Source organism: Carboxylicivirga caseinilyticus (assembly GCF_050589785.1).
GTDB lineage: Bacteria > Bacteroidota > Bacteroidia > Bacteroidales > Marinilabiliaceae > Carboxylicivirga > Carboxylicivirga caseinilyticus.
On the sequence record NZ_JBNGOX010000016.1, the window covers coordinates 83,361 to 105,010 of the forward strand.

Here is a 21,650-nt window from a genome sequence, read left to right on the forward strand (position 1 = left end):
AACAGATTTTTTAGATAGTTCTCCTTGATTGAAAATCACATTAAAAATTTAGTTTCAATTTTAACTAAGGACTTTGTTAAGAGTATTTAAAGAAAAATCAAATGAAATATAAATCAGTATCTGATAGAATTAGAAATGAGTTTTAGATTAATTTTTTAAAAAAGTATTGTAAAGATGGTATTGCATACAATTGAAAATGATCCGGAATACATTAATCTTCAGGCAGAAATGGTAAAAATGCAACAGTGGATTAAAGATTCAAACAAAAGACTGCTTGTTATTTTTGAAGGAAGAGATGCTGCCGGTAAGGGGGGTGCCATAATGCGATTTATACGATTTTTAAATCCCAGGTATTACAGAGTTGTAGCCTTGGCTAAACCAACAGAATCAGAAGCTGGACAATGGTACTTTCAAAGATATATTGACAAACTTCCAAATGCAGGTGAGATTGTATTCTTTGATCGCAGTTGGTATAATAGAGCAGTGGTTGAGCCTGTAATGAATTTTTGCACGGAAGACCAATATAACTTGTTTTTACAGCAGGTAACACAACTCGAGCGCATGTTAGTGGAAGATGGAATTATCATTATTAAGTTTTGGTTTAGTATCGATATTAATGAACAAAAAAAGCGGTTGGAAGAAAGGAAGAGTAATCCTCTGATACAATGGAAATTAAGTACTGTTGATATGCAAGCTCAATTAAAATGGGATGATTTCACCAGATATAAGGAATTGATGTTTGCAAAAACAGGAACAAAAACTTGCCCTTGGATTGTTGTTAAAGGAAATAATAAAGATAATGCCAGAAAAGAGGCCATGAGATATGTGCTGGAAAACATAGATTATAGCCCCAAAGGTCTGACTGGTGTTAGGCTAAAAGCCAATACTGATATTGTGAGTGTTTTGGGGATATAAAGCCTTGGTTGTGCTAATTATATATGTATGAGAAAAGATTTTAGAATAAATAATGAGATTGTAAAAGCTGGAGAAAGTAAAGTGGTTCATTTCTCTTTGCCAGCTTTGCACTCAGAAACGATGGTGACAATGCCCGTACACGTAGTTCATGGAAAAAAAGATGGTCCTGTATTGTTGGTTAGTGCAGCTATTCATGGAGATGAAATTAATGGAGTGGAAATCATCAGACGACTTTTATCCTTGGATGCTATGAAGCGTATGAAAGGAACATTGCTGGCAGTTCCTATTGTTAATATTTATGGATTTAATTCTCATTCAAGATATTTACCTGACAGACGTGACTTGAATCGGTCTTTTCCTGGGGCGGGTTCTGGCTCTCTAGCAGGTAGACTAGCGCATATTTTTTTGACAGAAGTTGTTGCTCTTGCTGATATGTGTATTGACATTCATACGGCATCGATACATCGCGATAACCTGCCTCAAATACGAGCAGACTTAAATAATGAAAAGTTGAATACTATGTCAAATAAGTTTGGTTCTCCGATTATCTTACATTCTGCTCCTCCATCTGGTTCGTTAAGAGCTGCAGCTAATCAGGTTAATGTTCCTGTTATGGTTTATGAATCAGGTGAAGCGCTTAGGTTTGATGAATTATCGATAAGAGTTGGTGTAAGAGGTGTTTTAAATGTAATGAATGAACTTGAAATGCATTCAAAATCAATACATAGAAAACAAAAGCCTCCAGTTATTTTACGTTCGAGTACATGGGTAAGAGCTACTACTAGTGGTATTTTAAGGGCAGTTGTAACTTTAGGTGACTTGGTGAAAAAAGGAGATGTCATCGGGTATATTTCCAATCCTGCAAGTAAATCGGACACCATTGTGGAAGCAACAACTAATGGTATTATTATCGGTAGAACTAATATTCCATTAATCTACGAAGGTGAGGCATTATTTCATATTGGCAAATCTCAACAAACCAAATTAATAGAAGAACATTTGGATACTCTTAATAATGATACATTATTAAATCCTCCTGAATTAGTAGAAGAACCTGTAATTGTATAGCAATTGAAATAAAATTTAGGGTTACCTGGTTAGAAAATTGAAACACTAAGCTTTACGTTTTAAGATTTCTGATTTAATCATTGGTCTTGTACATTTAGCCTTGCAGTATCAGTATGATACCTGATTATAAGCTGTATGCATTCTAAAATATTTTTAATCATGTGAATCTTGTATTGGGTAATTTCAATTTATTTATCATTTTTGGAATAGCTGTGCTTGTTCGTTGTTTTCCCTTTCAACTAAATACAATTCGTAAAGAAATTCCAGTTGATTAGATCTCCTTTTCTGATTATTCAGATTTCATGCAATCAGATGTAATTTTATTTTTTTGCTCAAGCATCAGAATAAAACTATAATTCATAGCAAGTTCTTTCATCCGTTCAAATCTTCCGGAAGCACCAAAATGACCAGTTTCCATATTGGTTGATAATAGTAAAAGGTTATTATCTGTTTTATAATGTCTTAATTTGGCGACCCATTTGGCAGGTTCCCAGTATTGTACTTGAGAGTCGTGGAAACCAGTTGTAACCAATAAATTAGGATAAGGTTTAGCTTTCACCTGATCATAAGGAGAATATGAAAGCATGTATTTATAGTATTCCAGAATTTTTGGGTTACCCCATTCATGAAATTCATTTGTGGTGAGTGGAATAGTTTCATCTAACATTGTTGTTACCACATCAACAAACGGAACTTCAGCAATTATACCGTTAAAAAGACAGTCGGCCATATTGGCTGTCACACCCATTAATAATCCTCCTGCACTTTCTCCAGTAGCATACAGATGATCGGGGGATGTATATCTTTCTGTAATCAAAAAACGGGCGCAATCCTGAAAATCGTAAAATGTATTTTTTTTATTTAATAGTTTTCCGTTTTCATACCAGATCCTCCCTTTGGTTTGTCCTCCCCGTACATGGGCTACAGCATATATAAAACCTCGGTTTAGTAAACTTAATATATTAGCATTAAAGGAGGCTTCCACGGACTCGCCATAAGCTCCGTAGGAATACATCAAGCAGGGATTATTTTCACTTTTACTTAATCCTTTTTTGTAAACCAAACTAATTGGTATTAATTCACCATCTCGGGCTTTGGCATAAAGTCTGCGAGTAATAAAGTCATTTGAATTATGTCCTGGAATCCGGGTCGATTTACGAAAGGTTTGCTCGCGACTTTCCATATCATAATCAATGATTGTATCAGGTGTTGTCATTGAAGAGTATTTAAATCGCAATGTATGAGTAAAATAATCCGGATTGGTTTCGATTCTTATTTTGTATGCTTCTTCATTAAATTTAATATAATGTTTTTTTCCTGTTCGCTGATTAATGATTCGAATTTGGGGTAGAGCATCACATCGTTCTTCTAGTACCAAAAAATCTTCGAAAATCTCAACACATTGAATAAAGACCTCCGGATCATGAGGTATAATTTCTTTCCAGTTTTCGATAGTATGATTATGTATGTCGGTTGACATTAACCTGAAATTTTCTGCATTCAGATTGGTTCTGATATAGAACCTATCATGATAATGGTCAATGTAATATTTGTGGTTTTTAAGTAATGGAGTTAATGGTGTAAATGTTTCATCGGGAGTATTGGCATTGATAAAATAGAAATTACTTGATAGTGTACTTTGTTCGTGAATAAAAATATATTCGCCCGATTTAGATTTACTGACACCTATGTAGAAAGAGGAATCTTTCTCATGCAATACCAGATTTTCATCCTTTTTTACCGTACCCAATTTGTGTCGCCATATCTTATTGGAAAGCAGAGAAACACTGTTTTTAGTGGTGTAAAAGAAAGTTTTATTGTCATTAGCCCAAACACCAATGCCAGTGGAGTTTTTTATTTTATCAGGTAATATTTCTCCGGTTACTAGATTGATAAAACGAATGGTATATATTCGTCGTCCAATTGTGTCTTCACCAAAGGCTAAAATTCTATTGTCAGAGGTTACAGTAAGTCCTACCACGTTGTAAAAAGAAACATCTTTGGCTCTAATATTGGCGTCAAGTAGAATTTGTTCTTCTGCCTCCATTGTCTTATGCTTTCTGCAATAAATAGGATATTCAGAACCTTCGTTGTATCTCGTGTAATACCAATATTCATTTTCAAAAACAGGAATGGATTCAACATCCACTTGAATACGTTCTGATAATTCGATATAGAGGTCGTCACGCAATTGCTCGGTAGGTTTTAATATTTGCTCACAATATGAATTTTCGCCATTTAAGTAATTAAGAACATCAGTTGTTTGTGCGTCAGGTTCATTATTGTGTTTTTGGTCATCAGTAAGCCTCATCCAATAATATGGATCATTACGATTATGGCCGTGTTCCAATAATGTTCTATCATAACGATTTGCAATAGGAGGTAAAACAGTATTACCATTTCTAAATTTGTCTGTCATAAACCGTATACAAAAATAAACACAAATGCTAGCTTCTAATCTGCAATAAATAAAACGGGAATTGACAGTTGCGAATGTATGAAATTTCAAAACACCAGAATGATTTTTAAAACTAAAATTGTATGGTTGATCAATGTTTTAAAGATTAGAAAAAGGTAAAGATTTAGTTGGATAATAACATCTATATTTTTTCATTCTTTTTTTATTATATGAATTGTTTTAATGTAAATTTACAAGTTGTATTCGTGAGTTACTATATTCATTATAAATTGATAAGCCATGTCAAAGTTTCATGAAACACTTAAAAATGTGAAGAAAGAGCCTAAGAAAAGTGCAAAGGAGAAGAGGGCTGATAAAAGAGAAAAAAAGGCCAATAAAGATACTTCTTATGGTATTAGGCATTTATTCAATGAAAAGGAAAAATAGTGTGTTATTAAATGTCTAGAATAAGCACTAATTTTTATTATCCATTATTGACCCTTGTAATTTGCTATTCAATAAGATGAATTTAATTACAGACGGTAGAACATTCATTTAGTAATCTCCATATTATTGTATTTTCTGTGGGTGTTGAAAGTAATTATAGCAAATTTGATTATCTAATAAAGGCTCCCAAGTCTAATAACTAGGAGCCAGTTGTTTGTTAGTATAAATCCATAATCTTATCCATATTCTTTTTAATCAAACTCTCGGTTGTTCTTGCATAACTTTGAGTCATTTTTGCATTGGAATGGACTAAAATTTTTGGTACAACCTCTAGGCATATTATTCACAAGTGAGGGATTTCCCCCCCCCTCGCTCGAATGCATATGTTTCAAAGGTGTTTGATTATTGGTATAGAAAGGATTTGTTTAATTACCATTGTTAATTAAAGAATTAAGTGTAAAGTTGATAATTGCTTCAAAATACACAGGTTTAAATTACATTTAATAATTATCGAAAATCTTATTTTTAGACACGCTTTTTATCCATGCTTCAGCAAAAATGTTTTCGGTCATGGTTCTGACAAAAGTGTTCGGCATAAACCCGCCAAAATCAATCAAAAAAATTTTCTTACCCAACACACAACCCCGACAGCAAAAAGCTTGTTATTATCTCGTTCCTCATAATACAAGCCCTTTGCTTTGACCGCTCAAAATATATTTGAATTGATTTCTCCTGCCAACGCAAGGGCTTTTTATTCCGCTTCCTTTTGCCAAACCATACCCTTAATTGATGGGTGGCTTACGCATGTAAAAAAGCAATGATGTATGTATTTAAAGATAGAAACCGGAATAAAAAGAAAAAGAGTTTAGCTAACTAATTCTGAAAAGTTACCTGCTTAAAAACAAATGCAAGATGTGTTTTTCAGTACCTGAAAACGAAAATCTTGCTCTCCGAGAGTCTATAAAAAAACTCTTAAGTTATAATCAAAGCGAGGAGCTAATTATTCAAAATATCTAGTAAGTTACAAAAGTGCTTTCAACTTTTTCATATCCTTACTGATTTTAGAATCAATGATTTTTCCATAAATCTGAGTTGTCTTAAGCGAATCATGCCCAAGCATTTTGGAGACTGTCTCAATAGGTACACCATTAGCTAATGTAACAGAAGTTGCAAAAGTATGTCTGGCAACATGCATAGATAAGTTCTTATTGATTTTACAGATATCTGCGATCTCTTTTAAATAGGCGTTCATTTTTTGATTGGAATTAACAGGTAAAAGTCTGCCTTTATTATTACTGACCGGATAATCCTTATACTTCTCAATGATACACTTAGCTTTGGGTAATAAGGGTATACGACAACGATTATCTGTTTTCTTGCGATCAACTACAATCCATTCTTCATTATCATCACCTCGCATAATGTGCTTTAGTGTGAGATTGGCTATATCTGAATAAGATAATCCGGTATAGCATGCAAAAATAAAAATGTCCCTTACTACATTTATTCTGGCGAACTCAAATTGTTTTCCTTCAATGGTATTGACTTCTTCCATGGTTAGAAAATCCCGCTTTCCTTGATAACTCTTAATTCTAAAGTTGGTATACGGATTTTTGTCCAATAATTTTAGGGCTATAGCATCATTAAGCACTTTCTTAAGCTGTTTGTGATATTTCCCAACGGTATGTCCCGAAACCTGATGTTTCACTTTCAGCCAGGTATCAAAAGAATTAAGGAAGTTATAATCAATCTTGTTAAGCGAAATATCTTGTTTATTGTATGAATCATTTAAAAATAACTTCAGACGTTTGAGTGTGGTTTTATAGTGTTTGTAGGTTCCGTATGAATAGCCAAACCCAACTTTCTTTTCGATAGAGTCAATTACTATTTGAAAGGTATTAACCAAATAAAATTTGGGTGTTCCGCTAAAATGTTCTTTTATGGATTGAATATCGTATTCATCGCCCAGCGCTTCCAACTGATAATAGATTTCGATTAGTTTATTAACAACTTTAGAAAGTCGGTTATTTAACAATTTTGCATTAGGATATTTGTTAATGATTTTCTGTTCTGTTTTATTCCAGCTTTCATCAGAAACAAAGACTCCTGTTGACAATTCGATACGCCTGCCATCCAAAGTAGCTCTAATGTAAATAGGGTAGGTTCCATCACTTCTTCTTTTTGCCTTTTTTAAAAGGAAGTTTGTTGTAATTCTCATAACACACAGTTTTAAAAGTTAAAGATTCTGTGTTCTGATGGTATCTAAGTTATGCAGAAGAATTACTATTTTTAAAACCCAAATCGCATCAAAACACGCTAATTTAAATTTCAAAATATCAGAGTGTTAATCTATTTAATCGAGACCTATAGGAGGGATCATGCTTATTGATAGAAGGGTCTCGATTTAGTCTCGTTTAGCATGTGTTTTTATGGCTAAATTTGACACCTTCACAAAAAACAAAAAGCACCTAAAGTGTTAACTTTAAGTGCTTTTGAACTGAAATCAATATTCAATCTGTGATCCCAACGGGATTCGAACCCATATCGTCAGAACCGGAATCTGATATTCTATCCATTGAACTATGGGACCAGTTCAAAAAACTAAAATGCCTTTATTAACAAGACATTTTATTATTCAGGTGCGCAAATTTAAAAATTAAAAGCAAAATGCACCACCTGATATCCAATAAAGATAACTGCGATTAATCAACTGCAACCACCTCAACAATTTGCGGAACCGATTTTTTTACCACCATCTCAACTCCGCCTTTCAGTGTTTGCATGCTCAAATGGCAGCCATGACACGATCCTTCAAGGCGAACCTGTACCACAAAGTCGTCGGTAATATCAAGAAGAGTAATATTACCACCATCACCCTGCAGATATGGTCGAATTGACTCCAGAGCTTCTTCAACTTCGTTAAGCAATTTTGCTTTCTCCTCTCCTCCCATGGCTTACTTTTTAATTTCTACAATTTTAGTTTCAGGCATTGCAGCATTACGTAGTTCAACACGTTCAACCACCTTTTGTGCCAAATCAGCAAAAGCTAAACCTATAATGGAAGCTTCGTTCAGTGCAGCCGGTTCTCCATTATCGCCACCTTCGCGTATGCTCTGAACAATTGGTATTTGTCCTAATAAAGGCACCTGAAGTTTTTCTGCTAAGGTCTTTCCTCCATCTTTTCCAAAAATGTAATATTTATTTTCAGGTAATTCAGCAGGTGTAAACCAGGCCATATTTTCAACTAGCCCTAATACAGGCACATTAATATTCTTACTCTTAAACATGCTGACTCCTTTTACTGCATCAGCCAGCGCCACATTCTGCGGTGTGGTTACCACCACAGCACCTGTAATACTTATGGTTTGAACAAGCGTAAGATGTATATCACTGGTTCCAGGAGGTAAATCCAATAATAAATAATCGAGTTCGCCCCAGTTTCCATCGTTGATAAGCTGACGAATGGCATTGGTAGCCATAGATCCCCTCCATATCAAGGCATCATCCGGATTAACAAAGTAACCAATGCTTAACATCTTTACTCCGTATTTCTCAACCGGAATAATTTTATCTTTTCCTTCAATCTTTTCTAAAACCGGTCGAGCATCCTCTGTTTGAAACATAATAGGTACCGACGGTCCAAAAATATCGGCATCGAGCAAACCAACCGTATAACCGGCCTTAGCCAATGCCACAGCAAGATTTGATGTAATGGTAGATTTACCAACTCCTCCTTTACCCGAAGCAACCGCAATAATATTCTTTACACTCGGCAGAGCTTTGGTTTCAACAGGTTTCGCTTTTGGCTTAACCTTAACATAAATATTCCCTTCAATATCAGCCTCTTCATCAACATATGAATGAATTGCCTTTACACATGCCTTTTTTAAAGACCCAATTAAAGGATCGTTGGCCCGATCGAATAGTAAACTGAAACTGATTCTTTTTCCATCAATTCGCAAATCATCTTCAACCATCCCCAACGAAACGATGTCCTTCCCTTTTCCGGGATGCACCACATGTTTAAGTGCATCTAATATTAAGTTAGGATAATATTCCATATTATCTTTATTTAAACTTTTTAAAAATTATATCAAAGGTAAAAAAAATTGAGAAACTATGTTCTCAACCGTTGATTATCGTGTCATTTATCATGAATTTACATCAACTCAACCGAAGGATCCCAGAAGACTTCTTTAAAATTGACGATTTGGTTCTCTTCAACTTTCACCCCTTCATTTGCTAACAATTCCTTCATGGTTTCTCCACCTGGGAAATGCTGTTTACCTGTTAATAATCCATTACGATTAACCACTCGGTGAGCCGGAATATAATTGTGCCACGATCCGCATTTATTCATGGCCCACCCCACCATTCTGGCACTTCTTACAGCACCAAGGTATCTGGCAATAGCACCGTAGCTGGTAACTCTGCCGTAGGGTATCAGCTCCGCAACCTGGTAAACCTGTTCGAAGAAATCATTTTTTGGCATTGTTTTGATTTCGGGGTTCGCGCTCTTTTACCACACCACGACCACCACTGTGGTAAGAGTCATAATCAATGTCAATTTCAGGCTCAATCCACTCTTCTCTTGGCTCCAGTTTATATTTAAGGTATTTGATATTTAAACCATGAGCAATCCATTTCGATTCGTAATGCGTTTGAATACTCAGTATCTCATCATCATAACCCGAACCATACAAATCATTCTCATTAACCAAAACAGGCAGATTATTTTCCTTCACCATAGCTTCGGTGTAGGTATGCAAAAAGTTAGAATCTGTTTTGAGATGTATGATGCCTCCGGGCTTCATTATTCTTAGATACAACTTCATAAAACGTGTTGATGACAGTCGTTTATTAACCCGTTTCATTTGTGGATCGCTAAAGGTAAGCCAGATTTCATCCACTTCATCCGCTTCAAAAAATTTGGTAATTAATTCAATTCGTGTTCTTATAAAAGCCACATTGGTCATTCCTTTATTTTTCGAATCGGTAGCACCCCTGTGCATTCGGGCACCTTTGATATCGATTCCTATGAAATTTTTATCAGGATAAAGTTCTCCCAATCCTACGGTATATTCACCCTTACCACAGCCTAATTCGAGGACTACAGGGTTATCGTTTTTAAAAAAGTCTTTGTTCCACTTACCTTTCAGTGCAAAAGGTTCTTCTTTTAAATCATCGTAATTAGCCTGAAACACATGATCGTAAGTTGCCATCTCGGCGAACTTTTTCAACTTATTCTTTCCCACTTTATGTACTTTGACAACTATTCAGCTTCTTCTATTCGTAAACCAATATTGTGTATCCCTGTTAAATCATCGGTTCGCATCCCCTGAACTATTCTGAAGGTATATTCACCTTCTTCGGCAAACTTCACACCCATCTGATAAGGAACGGTTACATGAAACAGATCGCCCCAACCAGATCCCAGCCATCGTCCGTTATCGTCGGCAAGTATACAATCCACTTTTTGCTGCATTGTCTTACCCGATGGACTCATCACATCCACAAACAACCATAAATTACTATTGGGATATTCCGACCGGTTACGGATATTCAGGTAAACATTATAATTCATTTGGGCATTATCAATGTCAACCATAAAAACAGCCATCGAATCTTTGTTCCATCCTGCGTCGGGTATGGTAACATATTGATCGAAGACAGCGTTTTTATCACAACTAACAAATCCAATGGCTAAGAAAATAGCCAATAGAATGCTATTTTGGCTTATTACCTTCATTTTTCTTTGGCTGGTTTTGACTATTCTGACTGTTCGGGTTGTTTTGATTATTAGGTCTCCGTCGTCTGTTATTATTCTGATTTCGTGATCCTTTTGCTCCATTTTTATTAGGGGCCGGACGACGTTTCTTTTTCTTTTTATCTTCATCAAAACGGGTAAGATCATCCTGACCTACAACATTTTCGTAACTTGGTTCAGCATGAATAGCCGTACGTTTGAATTCGTCAGATACCAGTTTATCAATCTTTTTACCCCTGCGGTTAATCTTAATTACTTCTTTCACACGATCAACAGGCACCTCCACTATTCCGGCCGGAAATTCTTTTTCGGTACTGTACCACATGATACGCTTGAAGATATCTGTTTTAAAGTGATAATAAGGACCTTCATCCGTTTCCAAAACAGTATTCGTATTCGGAAAATCAGCCTGTGCATCAAGGTAGGCGTCCAGTTCGTAGTTAAGACAACATTTAAGTTTTCCACACTGACCAGCCAGCTTCTGCGGATTTAATGAAATCTCCTGATAACGTGCAGCATTAGTTGTAACCGAAACAAAATTGGTCATCCAGGTTGAACAACACAATTCACGACCACAAGGCCCGATACCACCAATTCTACCAGCTTCCTGACGGGCTCCGATCTGACGCATCTCAATACGCACCTTAAAACGATCGGCCAACACTTTTATCAGTTCACGAAAATCAACCCGCTCATCGGCAATGTAGTAGAATATCGCTTTTGTACGATCACCCTGATACTCAACATCACCAATTTTCATATCCAGTTTCAAACGTTCCGAAATCCTCCTGGACTCCAGCATGGTTTCATGCTCCAGATTTTTAGCTTCTTCCCACTTCTCAATATCAGCAGGTTTTGCTTTTCGATAAACACGCTTAAACTCGTAGGTATCTGGTGAGATATTGTTTTTCTTCATCTGAAGTAAAACCAATTCGCCTGTCAAGGTTACGGTGCCAATATCGTGACCCGGAGAAGCCTCCACTGCAATAATATCTCCCTTCGAGAGTTTTAATCCGTTGCTATTGTTGAAAAAACCTTTACGTGTGTTCTTAAACTGAACCTCAACTATACTTGTGCTATTTATGCTTTCGGGTAAATCGCCCAACCAGTCGAAAACATTTAGTTTTCCGCAACGACTGGTACAGTTGGTACAACCCGTTTTTTCCTGTTCCTTAACTTCTTCCATAATTTCAATAAATAAAAGGCTCACTGACCTTGTGAATTCGCTAAATCACCCTTACTGTTTTAACAGCATGATAATTTTCAGACACAAATCCATTAATATAATTCGAGCATTCCCATTTTGTTCAAGATGAGAATGGGCTAAACTGATCTCTTCGCTCAATTGTAATACGTTATTATCGTTTATAAATGGCGAAAAACGTGTTGAGAAATTTCTTTCTTCTGCCGTAAGATACAATAAATCTTCTTCCTGTATATTCATTATGAAGTTTTCGCGGATTAACCGAAGCGAAAAATCCAGAAAACTTTTCAATTGTTCCTTAGGCTGGCTGTTCATTTCATCGCACCATTCAATCAGATCAAATAATTTTCGCTGATAGGCCTGACGCATTAATGCCACAAATTTATCGAAGAAGAACCTTCGTTCATCACTCTGATCCAATAATTCGCGTGCAGCCACATAATTCCCAACAGCCAATTTGGCTAACTGGCCGGCTTCATCGGAACCAATACCAAACTCTTTAACCAAAGATGTGGCAATGTCTTCGTTACTGATCCCCGGAATTTTTAACATCTGTGTTCGACTCTGAATTGTTCCCAGTACATCGGCCGGATTATCCGACACCAATAGAAAAACCGTTCCTTGTGGTGGCTCTTCCAACAGTTTTAATAATTTATTGGATGCTGCCACATGCATTTTTTCCGGCAACCAAATGATCATCACTTTATACTTGGCCTCAAATGTCTTAAGGCTTAGTTTTTTGATGATATTTTGACTCTCTTCACTGTAAATTAAACCTTGTTTGTCTGATTCAAGAAATGTATACCACTGCCCAAGGTTAAAGTACCTTTTTTCCAGAATAATCTGACGCCATTCCTGCAAATAAGAATCACTCACCGGATTTTTATGTTTCGGACTCTTAACAACCGGAAACACAAAATGCAAATCAGGATGAACCAGTTTATTGTATTTAACACATGACGGACAAACTCCACACGAGTCATTTTCCTGCCGGTTATGACAATTGAGGTATTGAGCAAAAGCCAATGCCATATTTAACTTACCATTACCTTCTGGTCCGGTAAACATTTGAGCATGGCTGACACGCTCTTCGTTCACCATGTTAATCAAATGTTTTTTTATATGATCGTGGCCTATAACCTCTGCAAACTTCATATTAAATCAATTCACTTCTGATCAGTTTTTTCCTGATCAAATTATTCTCTCAGCAAGTTTTCTGCCTTCTTTCAAGGTCAGAAAAAATCAAGTTCAAAGATAACAAATTAGTTGGTTGTTCAAACGAGAATAATTTAAGCAGATCTGCCATGAATAAGGGTGTTTTAATACAAAAAACTACCTTTGACAAAATTTTTAAGCATGTCAACCTTTTTATTCGACAAAACTGTTTTCGGACCTGTCAGGAGTCGCCGTTTAGGTGTTTCACTGGGAATTAATCTATTACCCAATAATCGAAAACTCTGTTCATTCGATTGTATTTATTGCGAGTGTGGTTTAAATGGTGAATTAGGTGACAAAACAAGTCAGATGCCTACTCGCCAGCAGGTTAAAGAAGCATTAAAACAGAAGTTGGAAGATATGCTTAACGAAAATTTGAAGCCTGATGTTATCACCTTTGCAGGCAATGGTGAACCTACTCTTCACCCCGATTTTGCAGGGGTAATTGATGACACTATTGAAATACGAAATGCTCACTGTCCGGAAGCCCGAATTGCAGTTCTTTCCAATGCATCGCGCTTATACAAACCTGAAGTTGTTTCAGCTCTTTTAAAGGTTGATGATAACATACAAAAACTTGATTCAGGCCTAAAAGAAACTATCCTTCGATTGGATCAACCCAACTATCCTTTTGATCTGGATCAAACAATCAACCAATTAAAGGCCTTTAAAGGCAAAGTAATTATTCAAACCATGTTTGTGGAAGGAGAAATTGATGGGGTAACTATTGACAATACCACTCAAAAGGATATTGACTCGTGGATTCAGGCATTACAAAAGATCAGACCATCTAAGGTAATGATTTACACCATCGAGAGAGATACACCTTATAGTAATCTTAAAAAAGTATCGTTACCTTTACTGAACCAGATTGCTGACCAAGCTAAACAACAAGGCTTTGAGGTATCTGTTTCAGGATAAACGGATATGAAAGAAAAGGCTACCCACAAAAAACGAATTCTTATAAGCCCATTAAACTGGGGTTTGGGTCATGCCACACGTTTATTACCAATTATTGATAATTTAATCAAAGATGGACATCAATGCTATGTAGCCGGAGAAAAACCATCCATTAACGTTATTCAACAGACCTTTCCAAATCTGACTTTTATTATCCTGAAAGATTTTCAAATCAAGTTATCCGGCTCTAACAATCAACTTTTAAAACTCACCTGGCAACTTCCAGGATTTTTAAAATCGTTAAACAGAGATAAAAGAACAGTAAAAGAACTGGTAAATCGTTTCAATATTGATTTTATCATTTCCGACAATCGCTATGGTTTTCGTCATCGCAAAATTACATCGGTACTTATAACACATCAAACTAATATCAGAACAGGTCGGTTAATGTGCTGGTCAAAACCCATCGTTCAGCTTACCTTACAATATTGGATCAGACGTTTTGATTCGTGCTGGATTCCTGATATAAAAGATACCCCTTCCATTGCAGGTCAACTGGGTAATAAAGTAATGCATCGCTCCACCCATCGAATAGGGTTAACATCACGACTTAAGCTGGCAAACAATCCAACAGAAGTCCCTGGTTATTTAAAAAATCCGGATGTACTAATCATTCTATCCGGACCAGAACCTCAACGATCGATTTTCGAAAAATTAATTGTTAGACGTTATATCAACAGTGACCTGAATGTAATTTTACTTCGCGGCAGACCCGACAGTATTATAAAGCCCCGAAAGCATGGATCAGTAACCTTTATTGAGCATTGTGATATCAACACATATCACTACCTTTTAAACAAAAGTAAACAAATTGTATGTCGTTCGGGCTATTCTACTTTAATGGATCTGTTCCATGTTAACCGTAAAGCTATTTTAATTCCCACACCCGGGCAATATGAGCAGGAATACCTGGCCATGCACATGAAAAAACATTTCCATTTCACGGTTGTAACACAAAAAAAGATCCTTAAAACCTCACGGCTGGCCTTTGGAATCAATACCTATAAAGCCACGGCAAACAGTTATGCCAATTCTTTCCAATTACCCCCACTTAACAAGTTATAGTCTCATCTTCATTAAAGGCTGAACTCAATTATTTTGTCAGGCATTTTATTGAATTCATCAAATCCGGCTAACTAAACATTAAGTAGTTAAGTATTAAAAAATGCAAACAAGCATAACCATTTTAATAAGATGAACGTATGATCGCCAACAACATAATTAAACAAAGCAACACAACACTAAAATAGATTTTAATGACAACCATATTTCTCATATTAATCCCACTTGCTGCTGCAGGTTTCTGGTTATGGAAAAAAGGAATTTTTATCCTGGCAGAACATTATGCTGTTGGTGATCTGGAATCGATACTTTTTAGTAATGGTGCCAAACAAAAGGAAACCATCATTTCTTCTATGAAGGAAATTACCAAAGAGAAATATACCAATGAAGAACTATTGGATTACTTTTTAAAAATAAAAGGATTACAAGTAATAAACTTTTATGATCCGGTTAGTTTTTGGACTCGTAAATATTTAATGAGCCCAACTAAGTTAAAACTCAACTATTTCGAACAGGTGAAGTTTTACGAAACATTTCTTAACTATCCTGCTTTAGTTAAAGCTAAACGTAATAACTCAAACGGGTACATGAATAGCAGTCCAAAAGGATTATTTATTAATAAAAAACAACTGGCCTGACTGGTCGGTAATACAAAATAGGGGACAAGTAGGAAAACAACTCCTGCTGTCAGGAAAGCGAACCGGATAAGACATTATCCGGTTTTTCTTTATGTATGTTTGCTCACTTTATTGTTATTTGGAAAATTATATCTTTGTTACCTGATTTAAACAAGCTGATGATACTAAACAAATTGTATCCATCAATGTTGATTTCCTATGTTTAGATAAGTAGAAGGGAATACAATCAATATGAACACCAAATAATAGTAATTTATGAAAAGAATTGCATCACTATTTTTTATAGTATGCATCGGCTTTGCTCAATTAGCAAAAGCTGATGAGGGGATGTGGCTACTCCCATTATTGAACAAGCTTAACATGAATAAGATGAATGAGCTTGGATTGAAATTGTCAGCCGAAGATATTTATAGCATTAACAATTCAAGTTTAAAAGATGCTATTGTGATTTTTGGCGGAGGTTGTACGGGAGAATTAATTTCTGACCAGGGTTTAATTTTAACCAACCATCATTGTGGATATGGTAGCATTCAGGCATTGAGTTCTATTGAACACAATTATCTTGAAGATGGATTCTGGGCCAAAACAAAAGAAGAAGAGTTACCTGCTGAAGGCTTGAAGGTTACTTTCATGAAATACATGGAAGATGTTACTGAGCGGATTAATGCAGAACTTTCGGATGATATGAGCGAAACAGAACGCCAGGCAAAAATCTGGGAAGTTTCTTCTAATATTTCAAAAGAAGCAACTGAAGGTAATAATTACAGAGCCATTGTAAAAGACTATTTCGAAGGAAACCAGTTTTTTCTGATCGTATATGAAATCTTTACTGATGTTCGCTTCGTAGGTGCACCTCCTTCATCAATTGGTAAATTTGGTCACGATACTGACAACTGGATGTGGCCTCGTCATACTGGTGACTTCAGCATGTTCCGTGTATATTGCGGACCTGATGGCAAACCAGCTGATTACTCAAAAGACAATGTACCTTATCAGCCTAAACACCACTTACCTGTTTCATTAAAGGGTGTGGAAATGGATGATTTTGCCATGACTATCGGATTCCCGGGAAGCACTGAACGTTATTTAACTTCATGGGGTATTGAAGAACGAATGAATATCACCAACGAAGCAATGATTACTCCACGTGGTATCAAGCAGGACATCTGGAACGAAGATATGATGGCCAGCGAAAAAGTACGTATTCAGTATGCTTCAAAATTCTCAAGAAGTTCAAACTACTGGAAAAACAGTATCGGTATGAACCGTGGTCTGGAGAAATTGAATGTACTGGAGAAAAAACGTGCTCTGGAAGCTGAATTTGCTGAATGGGCTGCCGGATCTGATGAGCGTAAAGCAAAATATGGCGAAGTACTTTCCGACCTTGAAAAAGCTTATGAAGCACAGGCTCCATACAGAAAAGCCCGCAGTTATGTTCTTGAATGTTTGTTGCGTGGAACTGAAATCTATAGTTTCTCTTTGCGTGCACGTGAACTTCAAACAGCTTTAGAAAATGACAATCAGGAGGAAATAGATGCTGCGGTAAAGAAATTAACTGAAGCTGGCAAAGGGTTTTATAAAGATTATTATCCTGAAACAGATCGTAAAGTATTAGCAGCTTTAACCGACTTATATTATAATACAATTGACAAACAATTTCATCCTGAATTTTATCAAACTATCAATAAGAAATTCAAGGGAGATTTCGAGAAATATGCGAATACTGTTTTCAGCAAATCGATTTTTTCAAGTGAAGATAAATTCAATGCCTTCCTTGCAAAACCTTCATTGAAGAAGTTAAATGCTGATTTAGCATTTTCAGCTGGACTTGAAATAAGTGAAACGTATAAAAACATAGTGGCACAGTTAAAAGAAACTACCAGCACCATTTCTAAAGCTAACCGATTATTTATGGCCGGACTGATGGAAATGCATCCTGATAAAGTTTACTACTCAGATGCCAATTTCTCAATGCGTTTAAGTTATGGTACTGTAGGTGACTATGAGCCACGCGATGGTGTAAAATATAAGTATTACACAACCATCGATGGTATTATGGAGAAAGAAGATCCGAATAATTATGAGTTTATTGTACCTCAAAAATTAAAAGATCTTTGGAAAGCAAAAGATTATGGCCAATATGCTGATAAAGATGGTAAACTACATGTTTGCTTCACTACAAACAATGATATTACCGGAGGTAACAGCGGAAGTCCTGTGATAAATGCCAACGGCGAATTATTTGGTCTGGCTTTCGACGGTAACTGGGAGGCTATGAGTGGAGATATTGCTTTTGAACCTGAATTACAGAAGTGTATCAATGTTGATATCCGCTACGTGCTTTTTGTTATTGAGAAATACGCTGGTGCAACCAACCTGATTGACGAAATGACCCTGGTTAAAGAATAAACTCTTTTAATCATATCGATAAAGCCGGCTTACGAGTCGGCTTTTTTTTGTTTAATCATGTCAATGCTGTAGTTTTACAATTGAATTAAAAAGGAAATATGGCGAAGAATAAATTCTATGTAGTTTGGAAAGGTGCGAAACCGGGTATTTATGGATCATGGGCCGAATGCCAGGCTCAGATAAAAGGATTTGCCGGTGCCCTATACAAAGGATTTGAATCGCAAAGTGAAGCAATAAAAGCTTTTAAAAGTCCGCCACATAAATTCATAGGACAAGGCAGTAAGACCTCTTCCACTCCTAAATTTAATCCCAAAAGTAATATTATCATCCCAAGCATTTCGGTTGATGCTGCTTGCAGTGGAAACCCGGGAGTGATGGAATATCAGGGGGTAAACACTCAGACCAAGGAACAACTTTTTCATATGAAATATCCCATTGGAACCAATAATATTGGTGAGTTTTTAGGGATTGTTCATGGACTGTCATATCTAAAAAAACATAACCTGCCTATTCCAATTTATACCGACTCGAAAATTGCCATGGGTTGGGTTGAAAAAAAAGAATGTAAATCAAAATTGGAAGAGACTGCCAAAACCAAAGAGCTTTTTGATTTTGTAAGAAGGGCTGAAGCATGGCTGAAAAATAATACCTACTCAACCAAAATACTAAAATGGGACACAAAAAACTGGGGTGAGATTCCTGCTGACTTTGGCAGAAAGTAGTTAGTTAATTTCCATGTATGGGATCCGGAAAGTGATTCTTGTTCCACATAAGTCATAATCAGACAGATCTTCAATCTCCAACGCTTCTGCTTTCTTCCCCTGATGTTCATAAAGAAGACTGATACGATCTTTTGTTAATTGCATGGCTACAGATTTATGTGTGATTAACTTTTTCTTTTGCTGAGCCATCTTTATACCAATACCGTTATCTTCTATTGATATTGCGAGCTTATTCTTATCCTTACTAAAAGTAACTTTAATAAATCCATCTTCCTTCATGGATAATCCGGCATGTTCAATGGCATTTTCAACAAATGGTTGCGATAACATGGGAGGAACCATTACTTTTTCTATTTGTAACTGTTCATCTATTTGCAACGAAAAGTTTATCTTATTTTCAAACCTTCGATTCTGCAAACTCATATATTTCTCCAGTATTTCTTTCTCTTTCTTGAGTGTAATATTTTCTTCTTTAGCATACTGCAACACCAGACGCATTAAAGATGAAAAATCAGCTACAAAATCAATGGCTTCATCCTGATTTCCTTCAATAATAAAACATTGCAATGCCGAAAGTGAGTTAAATATAAAGTGAGGATTCATCTGTGTGCGCAGCACCTTATGCTCCATTATCTGACGTCGCTGCTTTTCTTTAATTTTCAGAATATAAACTCCAATTAAAACAAGTACTGCCGAGAACATAAAAAAGATAGATAAACCCCATAATAAAAGTTCATGCTGATGATCTTTGGCTTTCAACTCCAACAACTCTTTTTCACTTTTCTCAGAGTGATATTTTTTTTCCAATTCAATTAGTCGTTCATATTTCTCCGCTGTAAAAATTGAATCAGCAATACTGTTATATCGTTCGTAAGTATCCAATGCCTTCTGATAATCCTCCATCTCTTTATAAACGAGATAAAGTGAATAGTAATTATCTTTCTTCAGGGTTAATAAATCCAGCTTTTCGTTCACTTCTTCAGCCAGCATGTAATACTCCAGTGCTTTCTTATAATTATCAACCTCTTTGTATGCATCACCAGTACTTGAATAGGTCGATATCAACAGCATATAATTATTCGTTTCACGAAAGTGATTGATGGCTTCGTTAAAATAATCCAGGGCTCGTTGACTTTCACCTTTGTAAACAAATAAACATCCAAGATTTGTTGAAATCGCCGCCATTCTATCCTTATTGCCTAATTCGTTATAGGCAAAATAAGCCTTCCGGTAACTCTCCAAGGCTTTATCGTAATGATGCAGCATTGCATAAGTGATTCCCATGTTATTGGTTAAACCCGCTATACTCTCCTGATCTTTGTTCTTTTCATATAGCTTTAATGCAATATTATAGTGCTCAAACTGCTGATCATACCTTTCCCACTTTCCATAAACCATGCCTATATTATGATGAGCACGGGCTATTCCTAATTCATCACCTAACACTTTTTGAATTTCCAAAGCAGAATTGAAATTCTCTAACGCTACAGCGTACTGCCCCAGATAATAAAACACCAATCCTATATTATTGTAAGAGGTAGCTTGTTGTTCCTTATCCCCTATTCCCTGGTAGCTGGATAAAGCTCTTTGATAATATACTTTAGCTGAGTCAAACTCTTGCAAATAAAAATAAGCCTCGGCAAGCGCCTCATTAGAATAGGCATTGGCTTTCAACTTTTTTGAAGAGGGATTATTTAACAGATCATAAGCCAATTCCTTACAGCTATCAGGATTTTCAGAGGCAAGTTGAATTAGTTCAATGGCTTTTCCAACAATTGAATCTTCCGCAATTGCCAATTCCCCATCATCAGCCCTCATTTCATTAGAGCTTAAAAATACCAAAGCAATTAAGGTAATTAACTTATAGATTTGTTCAATGTCCATTATAAGATCAGGTTGCCCAGTTTTTTATTCCTTCAAAAGTAATACTATTTTTTTAATAGAATTTTATCTGCGTGATTAGACTTTCAATCAAAACAATATTATAACATCAAATGAATAAGCAAGATAGAACATTGTTTATTCATTTTCTGATTAAATTGACTTAATTAATCATAAACTATCTTACTATTTAATTAATTTAATCTATTTTTGAATAACCTTTTTAATTATAAACTAGAACACATATGAAAAAAGTATTTTTTATTGTAGCGTTTTTAGCTATTAACTTAAGTTCATTCGCTCAAACTGAGAAAGGAAAAATCATTATGTCAGGCACATCTGACTTGGGGTTATCATCAACAACAACTAAATTTGAATATGATGGAGAGTCATATAGTGATGATATTAAATCCACACAATTCAACATAACTCCTTCCTTGGGCTACTTCGTAATTGACAATCTGGCATTAGGATTGTCAATTGACTTTGAAAGCACAAAACAAAAAGTTTCTTCTGACTCTTATACATCCAATTCACTCTTATTTGGTCCATTCGCACGTTATTATGTTGGATCCGGAAATATAAAACCATATATACAAGGGGATTTTCTGTTTGGCAATCAAAAATCAAAGTATGATTATTCAGGAGTAAATATGAGTGGTGAATCTAAAAACAATGTTTCTGCATGGGACCTGGGTGTTGGCCTTGGGTTTTTCCTGAATGATTTTATTTCACTTGACCTTGGATTAGGCTATGGATCAATAACTATGTCTGATGGTGATAATAGTAAAGATAAAACAATAATTAGTGGAGTAGCTCTTAGTGGTGGATTTGCCATATTTTTCTAATACTACTTTACAATAAACATTTAAGAGGGTGTCCAAAAAGTGATTCTGCAAATAAGGAATCTTTCAAATTGTAACTTTACTTTCATTATACCCCACCAAACCTCCCCTAAAAGGGA

Annotated in this window: 19 protein-coding genes and 1 tRNA gene; 9 read left to right on the forward strand and 11 right to left on the reverse strand. The window is 35.8% G+C overall.

The genetic code is table 11. The annotated features are described in order from the left end of the window. The first annotated feature begins 174 nt into the window (after positions 1-174). Positions 175-915, forward strand: a complete 741-nt coding sequence (ppk2, locus tag ACRD62_RS10350; protein WP_321411913.1) for a polyphosphate kinase 2 — start codon at positions 175-177, stop codon at positions 913-915. A gap of 129 nt (positions 916-1,044) precedes the next feature. Then, the gene (locus tag ACRD62_RS10355) at positions 1,045-1,983 is read left to right on the forward strand and encodes a succinylglutamate desuccinylase/aspartoacylase family protein (RefSeq protein ID WP_430820039.1); all 939 of its coding nucleotides are present in this window, start codon (positions 1,045-1,047) and stop codon (positions 1,981-1,983) included. Between the two features lie 289 nt (positions 1,984-2,272). Here the strand turns inward: ACRD62_RS10355 and ACRD62_RS10360 are convergent, their stop codons facing one another. Further along, positions 2,273-4,402, reverse strand: a complete 2,130-nt coding sequence (locus tag ACRD62_RS10360; protein WP_430820040.1) for a S9 family peptidase — start codon at positions 4,400-4,402, stop codon at positions 2,273-2,275. A gap of 279 nt (positions 4,403-4,681) precedes the next feature. On the opposite strand from ACRD62_RS10360, the gene ACRD62_RS10365 reads away from it, so the two are divergent. Further along, on the forward strand, positions 4,682-4,828 hold the full coding sequence (locus ACRD62_RS10365; RefSeq protein ID WP_430820041.1) for a hypothetical protein: 147 nt from the start codon (positions 4,682-4,684) through the stop codon (positions 4,826-4,828). Between the two features lie 1,021 nt (positions 4,829-5,849). On the opposite strand, the gene ACRD62_RS10370 is transcribed toward ACRD62_RS10365, so the two are convergent. The 9 genes from ACRD62_RS10370 to ACRD62_RS10410 form a co-directional block, all read right to left on the reverse strand. Continuing rightward, positions 5,850-7,046 (reverse strand): site-specific integrase, encoded by a 1,197-nt coding sequence (locus ACRD62_RS10370; protein ID WP_430820042.1) that lies wholly within the window; start codon positions 7,044-7,046, stop codon positions 5,850-5,852. A gap of 300 nt (positions 7,047-7,346) precedes the next feature. After that, positions 7,347-7,418: transfer RNA gene (locus tag ACRD62_RS10375), tRNA-Arg, on the reverse strand. Between the two features lie 112 nt (positions 7,419-7,530). Next, positions 7,531-7,779 carry a NifU family protein gene (locus ACRD62_RS10380; RefSeq protein WP_321405776.1) on the reverse strand — a complete coding sequence of 83 codons (249 nt, stop codon included), beginning with the start codon at positions 7,777-7,779 and terminating at the stop codon, positions 7,531-7,533. 3 nt (positions 7,780-7,782) lie between these two features. Beyond that, positions 7,783-8,889 (reverse strand): Mrp/NBP35 family ATP-binding protein, encoded by a 1,107-nt coding sequence (locus ACRD62_RS10385; protein WP_430820043.1) that lies wholly within the window; start codon positions 8,887-8,889, stop codon positions 7,783-7,785. Between the two features lie 98 nt (positions 8,890-8,987). Then, a complete protein-coding gene (locus ACRD62_RS10390; protein WP_430820044.1) occupies positions 8,988-9,320 on the reverse strand; it encodes an MGMT family protein in 333 nt (110 codons plus the stop codon). Then, positions 9,307-10,083: a tRNA (guanosine(46)-N7)-methyltransferase TrmB gene (trmB, locus tag ACRD62_RS10395; RefSeq protein ID WP_430820045.1), complete on the reverse strand. Its 777-nt coding sequence runs from the start codon at positions 10,081-10,083 to the stop codon at positions 9,307-9,309. Before trmB ends, ACRD62_RS10390 begins: the two co-directional genes overlap by 14 nt. 17 nt (positions 10,084-10,100) lie before the next feature. After that, positions 10,101-10,577 (reverse strand): gliding motility lipoprotein GldH, encoded by a 477-nt coding sequence (locus ACRD62_RS10400; protein WP_430820046.1) that lies wholly within the window; start codon positions 10,575-10,577, stop codon positions 10,101-10,103. Further along, the gene (locus ACRD62_RS10405; protein ID WP_430820047.1) at positions 10,555-11,781 is read right to left on the reverse strand and encodes a PSP1 domain-containing protein; all 1,227 of its coding nucleotides are present in this window, start codon (positions 11,779-11,781) and stop codon (positions 10,555-10,557) included. Before ACRD62_RS10405 ends, ACRD62_RS10400 begins: the two co-directional genes overlap by 23 nt. A gap of 51 nt (positions 11,782-11,832) precedes the next feature. Further along, entirely contained in the window at positions 11,833-12,954 is a 1,122-nt protein-coding gene (locus ACRD62_RS10410) for a DNA polymerase III subunit (RefSeq protein ID WP_430820048.1), read from the reverse strand. A 201-nt stretch (positions 12,955-13,155) separates the two neighbouring features. Here ACRD62_RS10410 and ACRD62_RS10415 point away from each other — a divergent pair, with 201 nt between their 5' ends. The 5 genes from ACRD62_RS10415 to ACRD62_RS10435 all read left to right on the forward strand — a co-directional run bounded on the left by ACRD62_RS10415 (position 13,156) and on the right by ACRD62_RS10435 (position 18,805). Continuing rightward, positions 13,156-13,935 carry a radical SAM protein gene (locus ACRD62_RS10415; RefSeq protein ID WP_430820049.1) on the forward strand — a complete coding sequence of 260 codons (780 nt, stop codon included), beginning with the start codon at positions 13,156-13,158 and terminating at the stop codon, positions 13,933-13,935. 6 nt (positions 13,936-13,941) lie between these two features. After that, entirely contained in the window at positions 13,942-15,039 is a 1,098-nt protein-coding gene (locus ACRD62_RS10420; protein WP_430820050.1) for a glycosyltransferase, read from the forward strand. Between the two features lie 191 nt (positions 15,040-15,230). Then, on the forward strand, positions 15,231-15,674 hold the full coding sequence (locus ACRD62_RS10425; RefSeq protein WP_430820051.1) for a hypothetical protein: 444 nt from the start codon (positions 15,231-15,233) through the stop codon (positions 15,672-15,674). Between the two features lie 255 nt (positions 15,675-15,929). Then, positions 15,930-18,083, forward strand: a complete 2,154-nt coding sequence (locus tag ACRD62_RS10430; protein WP_430820052.1) for a S46 family peptidase — start codon at positions 15,930-15,932, stop codon at positions 18,081-18,083. Positions 18,084-18,181: 98 nt separating this feature from the next. Next, a complete protein-coding gene (locus tag ACRD62_RS10435) occupies positions 18,182-18,805 on the forward strand; it encodes a ribonuclease H1 domain-containing protein (RefSeq protein WP_430820053.1) in 624 nt (207 codons plus the stop codon). Here ACRD62_RS10435 and ACRD62_RS10440 read toward each other — a convergent pair whose 3' ends face one another. Further along, positions 18,806-20,689 (reverse strand): tetratricopeptide repeat-containing sensor histidine kinase, encoded by a 1,884-nt coding sequence (locus tag ACRD62_RS10440; RefSeq protein ID WP_430820054.1) that lies wholly within the window; start codon positions 20,687-20,689, stop codon positions 18,806-18,808. Positions 20,690-20,931: 242 nt separating this feature from the next. Between ACRD62_RS10440 and ACRD62_RS10445 the strand changes: the two genes are divergently transcribed. Continuing rightward, positions 20,932-21,534 (forward strand): outer membrane beta-barrel protein, encoded by a 603-nt coding sequence (locus ACRD62_RS10445; protein WP_430820055.1) that lies wholly within the window; start codon positions 20,932-20,934, stop codon positions 21,532-21,534. The last annotated feature ends 116 nt before the right edge of the window (positions 21,535-21,650 follow it).

Excerpts from the sequence above, each read along its gene's own strand:
- ppk2 (WP_321411913.1), top strand. The coding sequence starts at position 175 with ATGGTATTGCATACAATTGAAAATGATCCGGAATACATTAATCTTCAG.
- ACRD62_RS10355 (WP_430820039.1), top strand. The coding sequence starts at position 1,045 with ATGCCCGTACACGTAGTTCATGGAAAAAAAGATGGTCCTGTATTGTTG.
- ACRD62_RS10360 (WP_430820040.1), bottom strand. The coding sequence starts at position 4,402 with ATGACAGACAAATTTAGAAATGGTAATACTGTTTTACCTCCTATTGCA.
- ACRD62_RS10365 (WP_430820041.1), top strand. The coding sequence starts at position 4,682 with ATGTCAAAGTTTCATGAAACACTTAAAAATGTGAAGAAAGAGCCTAAG.
- ACRD62_RS10370 (WP_430820042.1), bottom strand. The coding sequence starts at position 7,046 with ATGAGAATTACAACAAACTTCCTTTTAAAAAAGGCAAAAAGAAGAAGT.
- ACRD62_RS10380 (WP_321405776.1), bottom strand. The coding sequence starts at position 7,779 with ATGGGAGGAGAGGAGAAAGCAAAATTGCTTAACGAAGTTGAAGAAGCT.
- ACRD62_RS10385 (WP_430820043.1), bottom strand. The coding sequence starts at position 8,889 with ATGGAATATTATCCTAACTTAATATTAGATGCACTTAAACATGTGGTG.
- ACRD62_RS10390 (WP_430820044.1), bottom strand. The coding sequence starts at position 9,320 with ATGCCAAAAAATGATTTCTTCGAACAGGTTTACCAGGTTGCGGAGCTG.
- ACRD62_RS10400 (WP_430820046.1), bottom strand. The coding sequence starts at position 10,577 with ATGAAGGTAATAAGCCAAAATAGCATTCTATTGGCTATTTTCTTAGCC.
- ACRD62_RS10405 (WP_430820047.1), bottom strand. The coding sequence starts at position 11,781 with ATGGAAGAAGTTAAGGAACAGGAAAAAACGGGTTGTACCAACTGTACC.
- ACRD62_RS10410 (WP_430820048.1), bottom strand. The coding sequence starts at position 12,954 with ATGAAGTTTGCAGAGGTTATAGGCCACGATCATATAAAAAAACATTTG.
- ACRD62_RS10415 (WP_430820049.1), top strand. The coding sequence starts at position 13,156 with ATGTCAACCTTTTTATTCGACAAAACTGTTTTCGGACCTGTCAGGAGT.
- ACRD62_RS10420 (WP_430820050.1), top strand. The coding sequence starts at position 13,942 with ATGAAAGAAAAGGCTACCCACAAAAAACGAATTCTTATAAGCCCATTA.
- ACRD62_RS10425 (WP_430820051.1), top strand. The coding sequence starts at position 15,231 with ATGACAACCATATTTCTCATATTAATCCCACTTGCTGCTGCAGGTTTC.
- ACRD62_RS10430 (WP_430820052.1), top strand. The coding sequence starts at position 15,930 with ATGAAAAGAATTGCATCACTATTTTTTATAGTATGCATCGGCTTTGCT.
- ACRD62_RS10435 (WP_430820053.1), top strand. The coding sequence starts at position 18,182 with ATGGCGAAGAATAAATTCTATGTAGTTTGGAAAGGTGCGAAACCGGGT.
- ACRD62_RS10440 (WP_430820054.1), bottom strand. The coding sequence starts at position 20,689 with ATGGACATTGAACAAATCTATAAGTTAATTACCTTAATTGCTTTGGTA.
- ACRD62_RS10445 (WP_430820055.1), top strand. The coding sequence starts at position 20,932 with ATGAAAAAAGTATTTTTTATTGTAGCGTTTTTAGCTATTAACTTAAGT.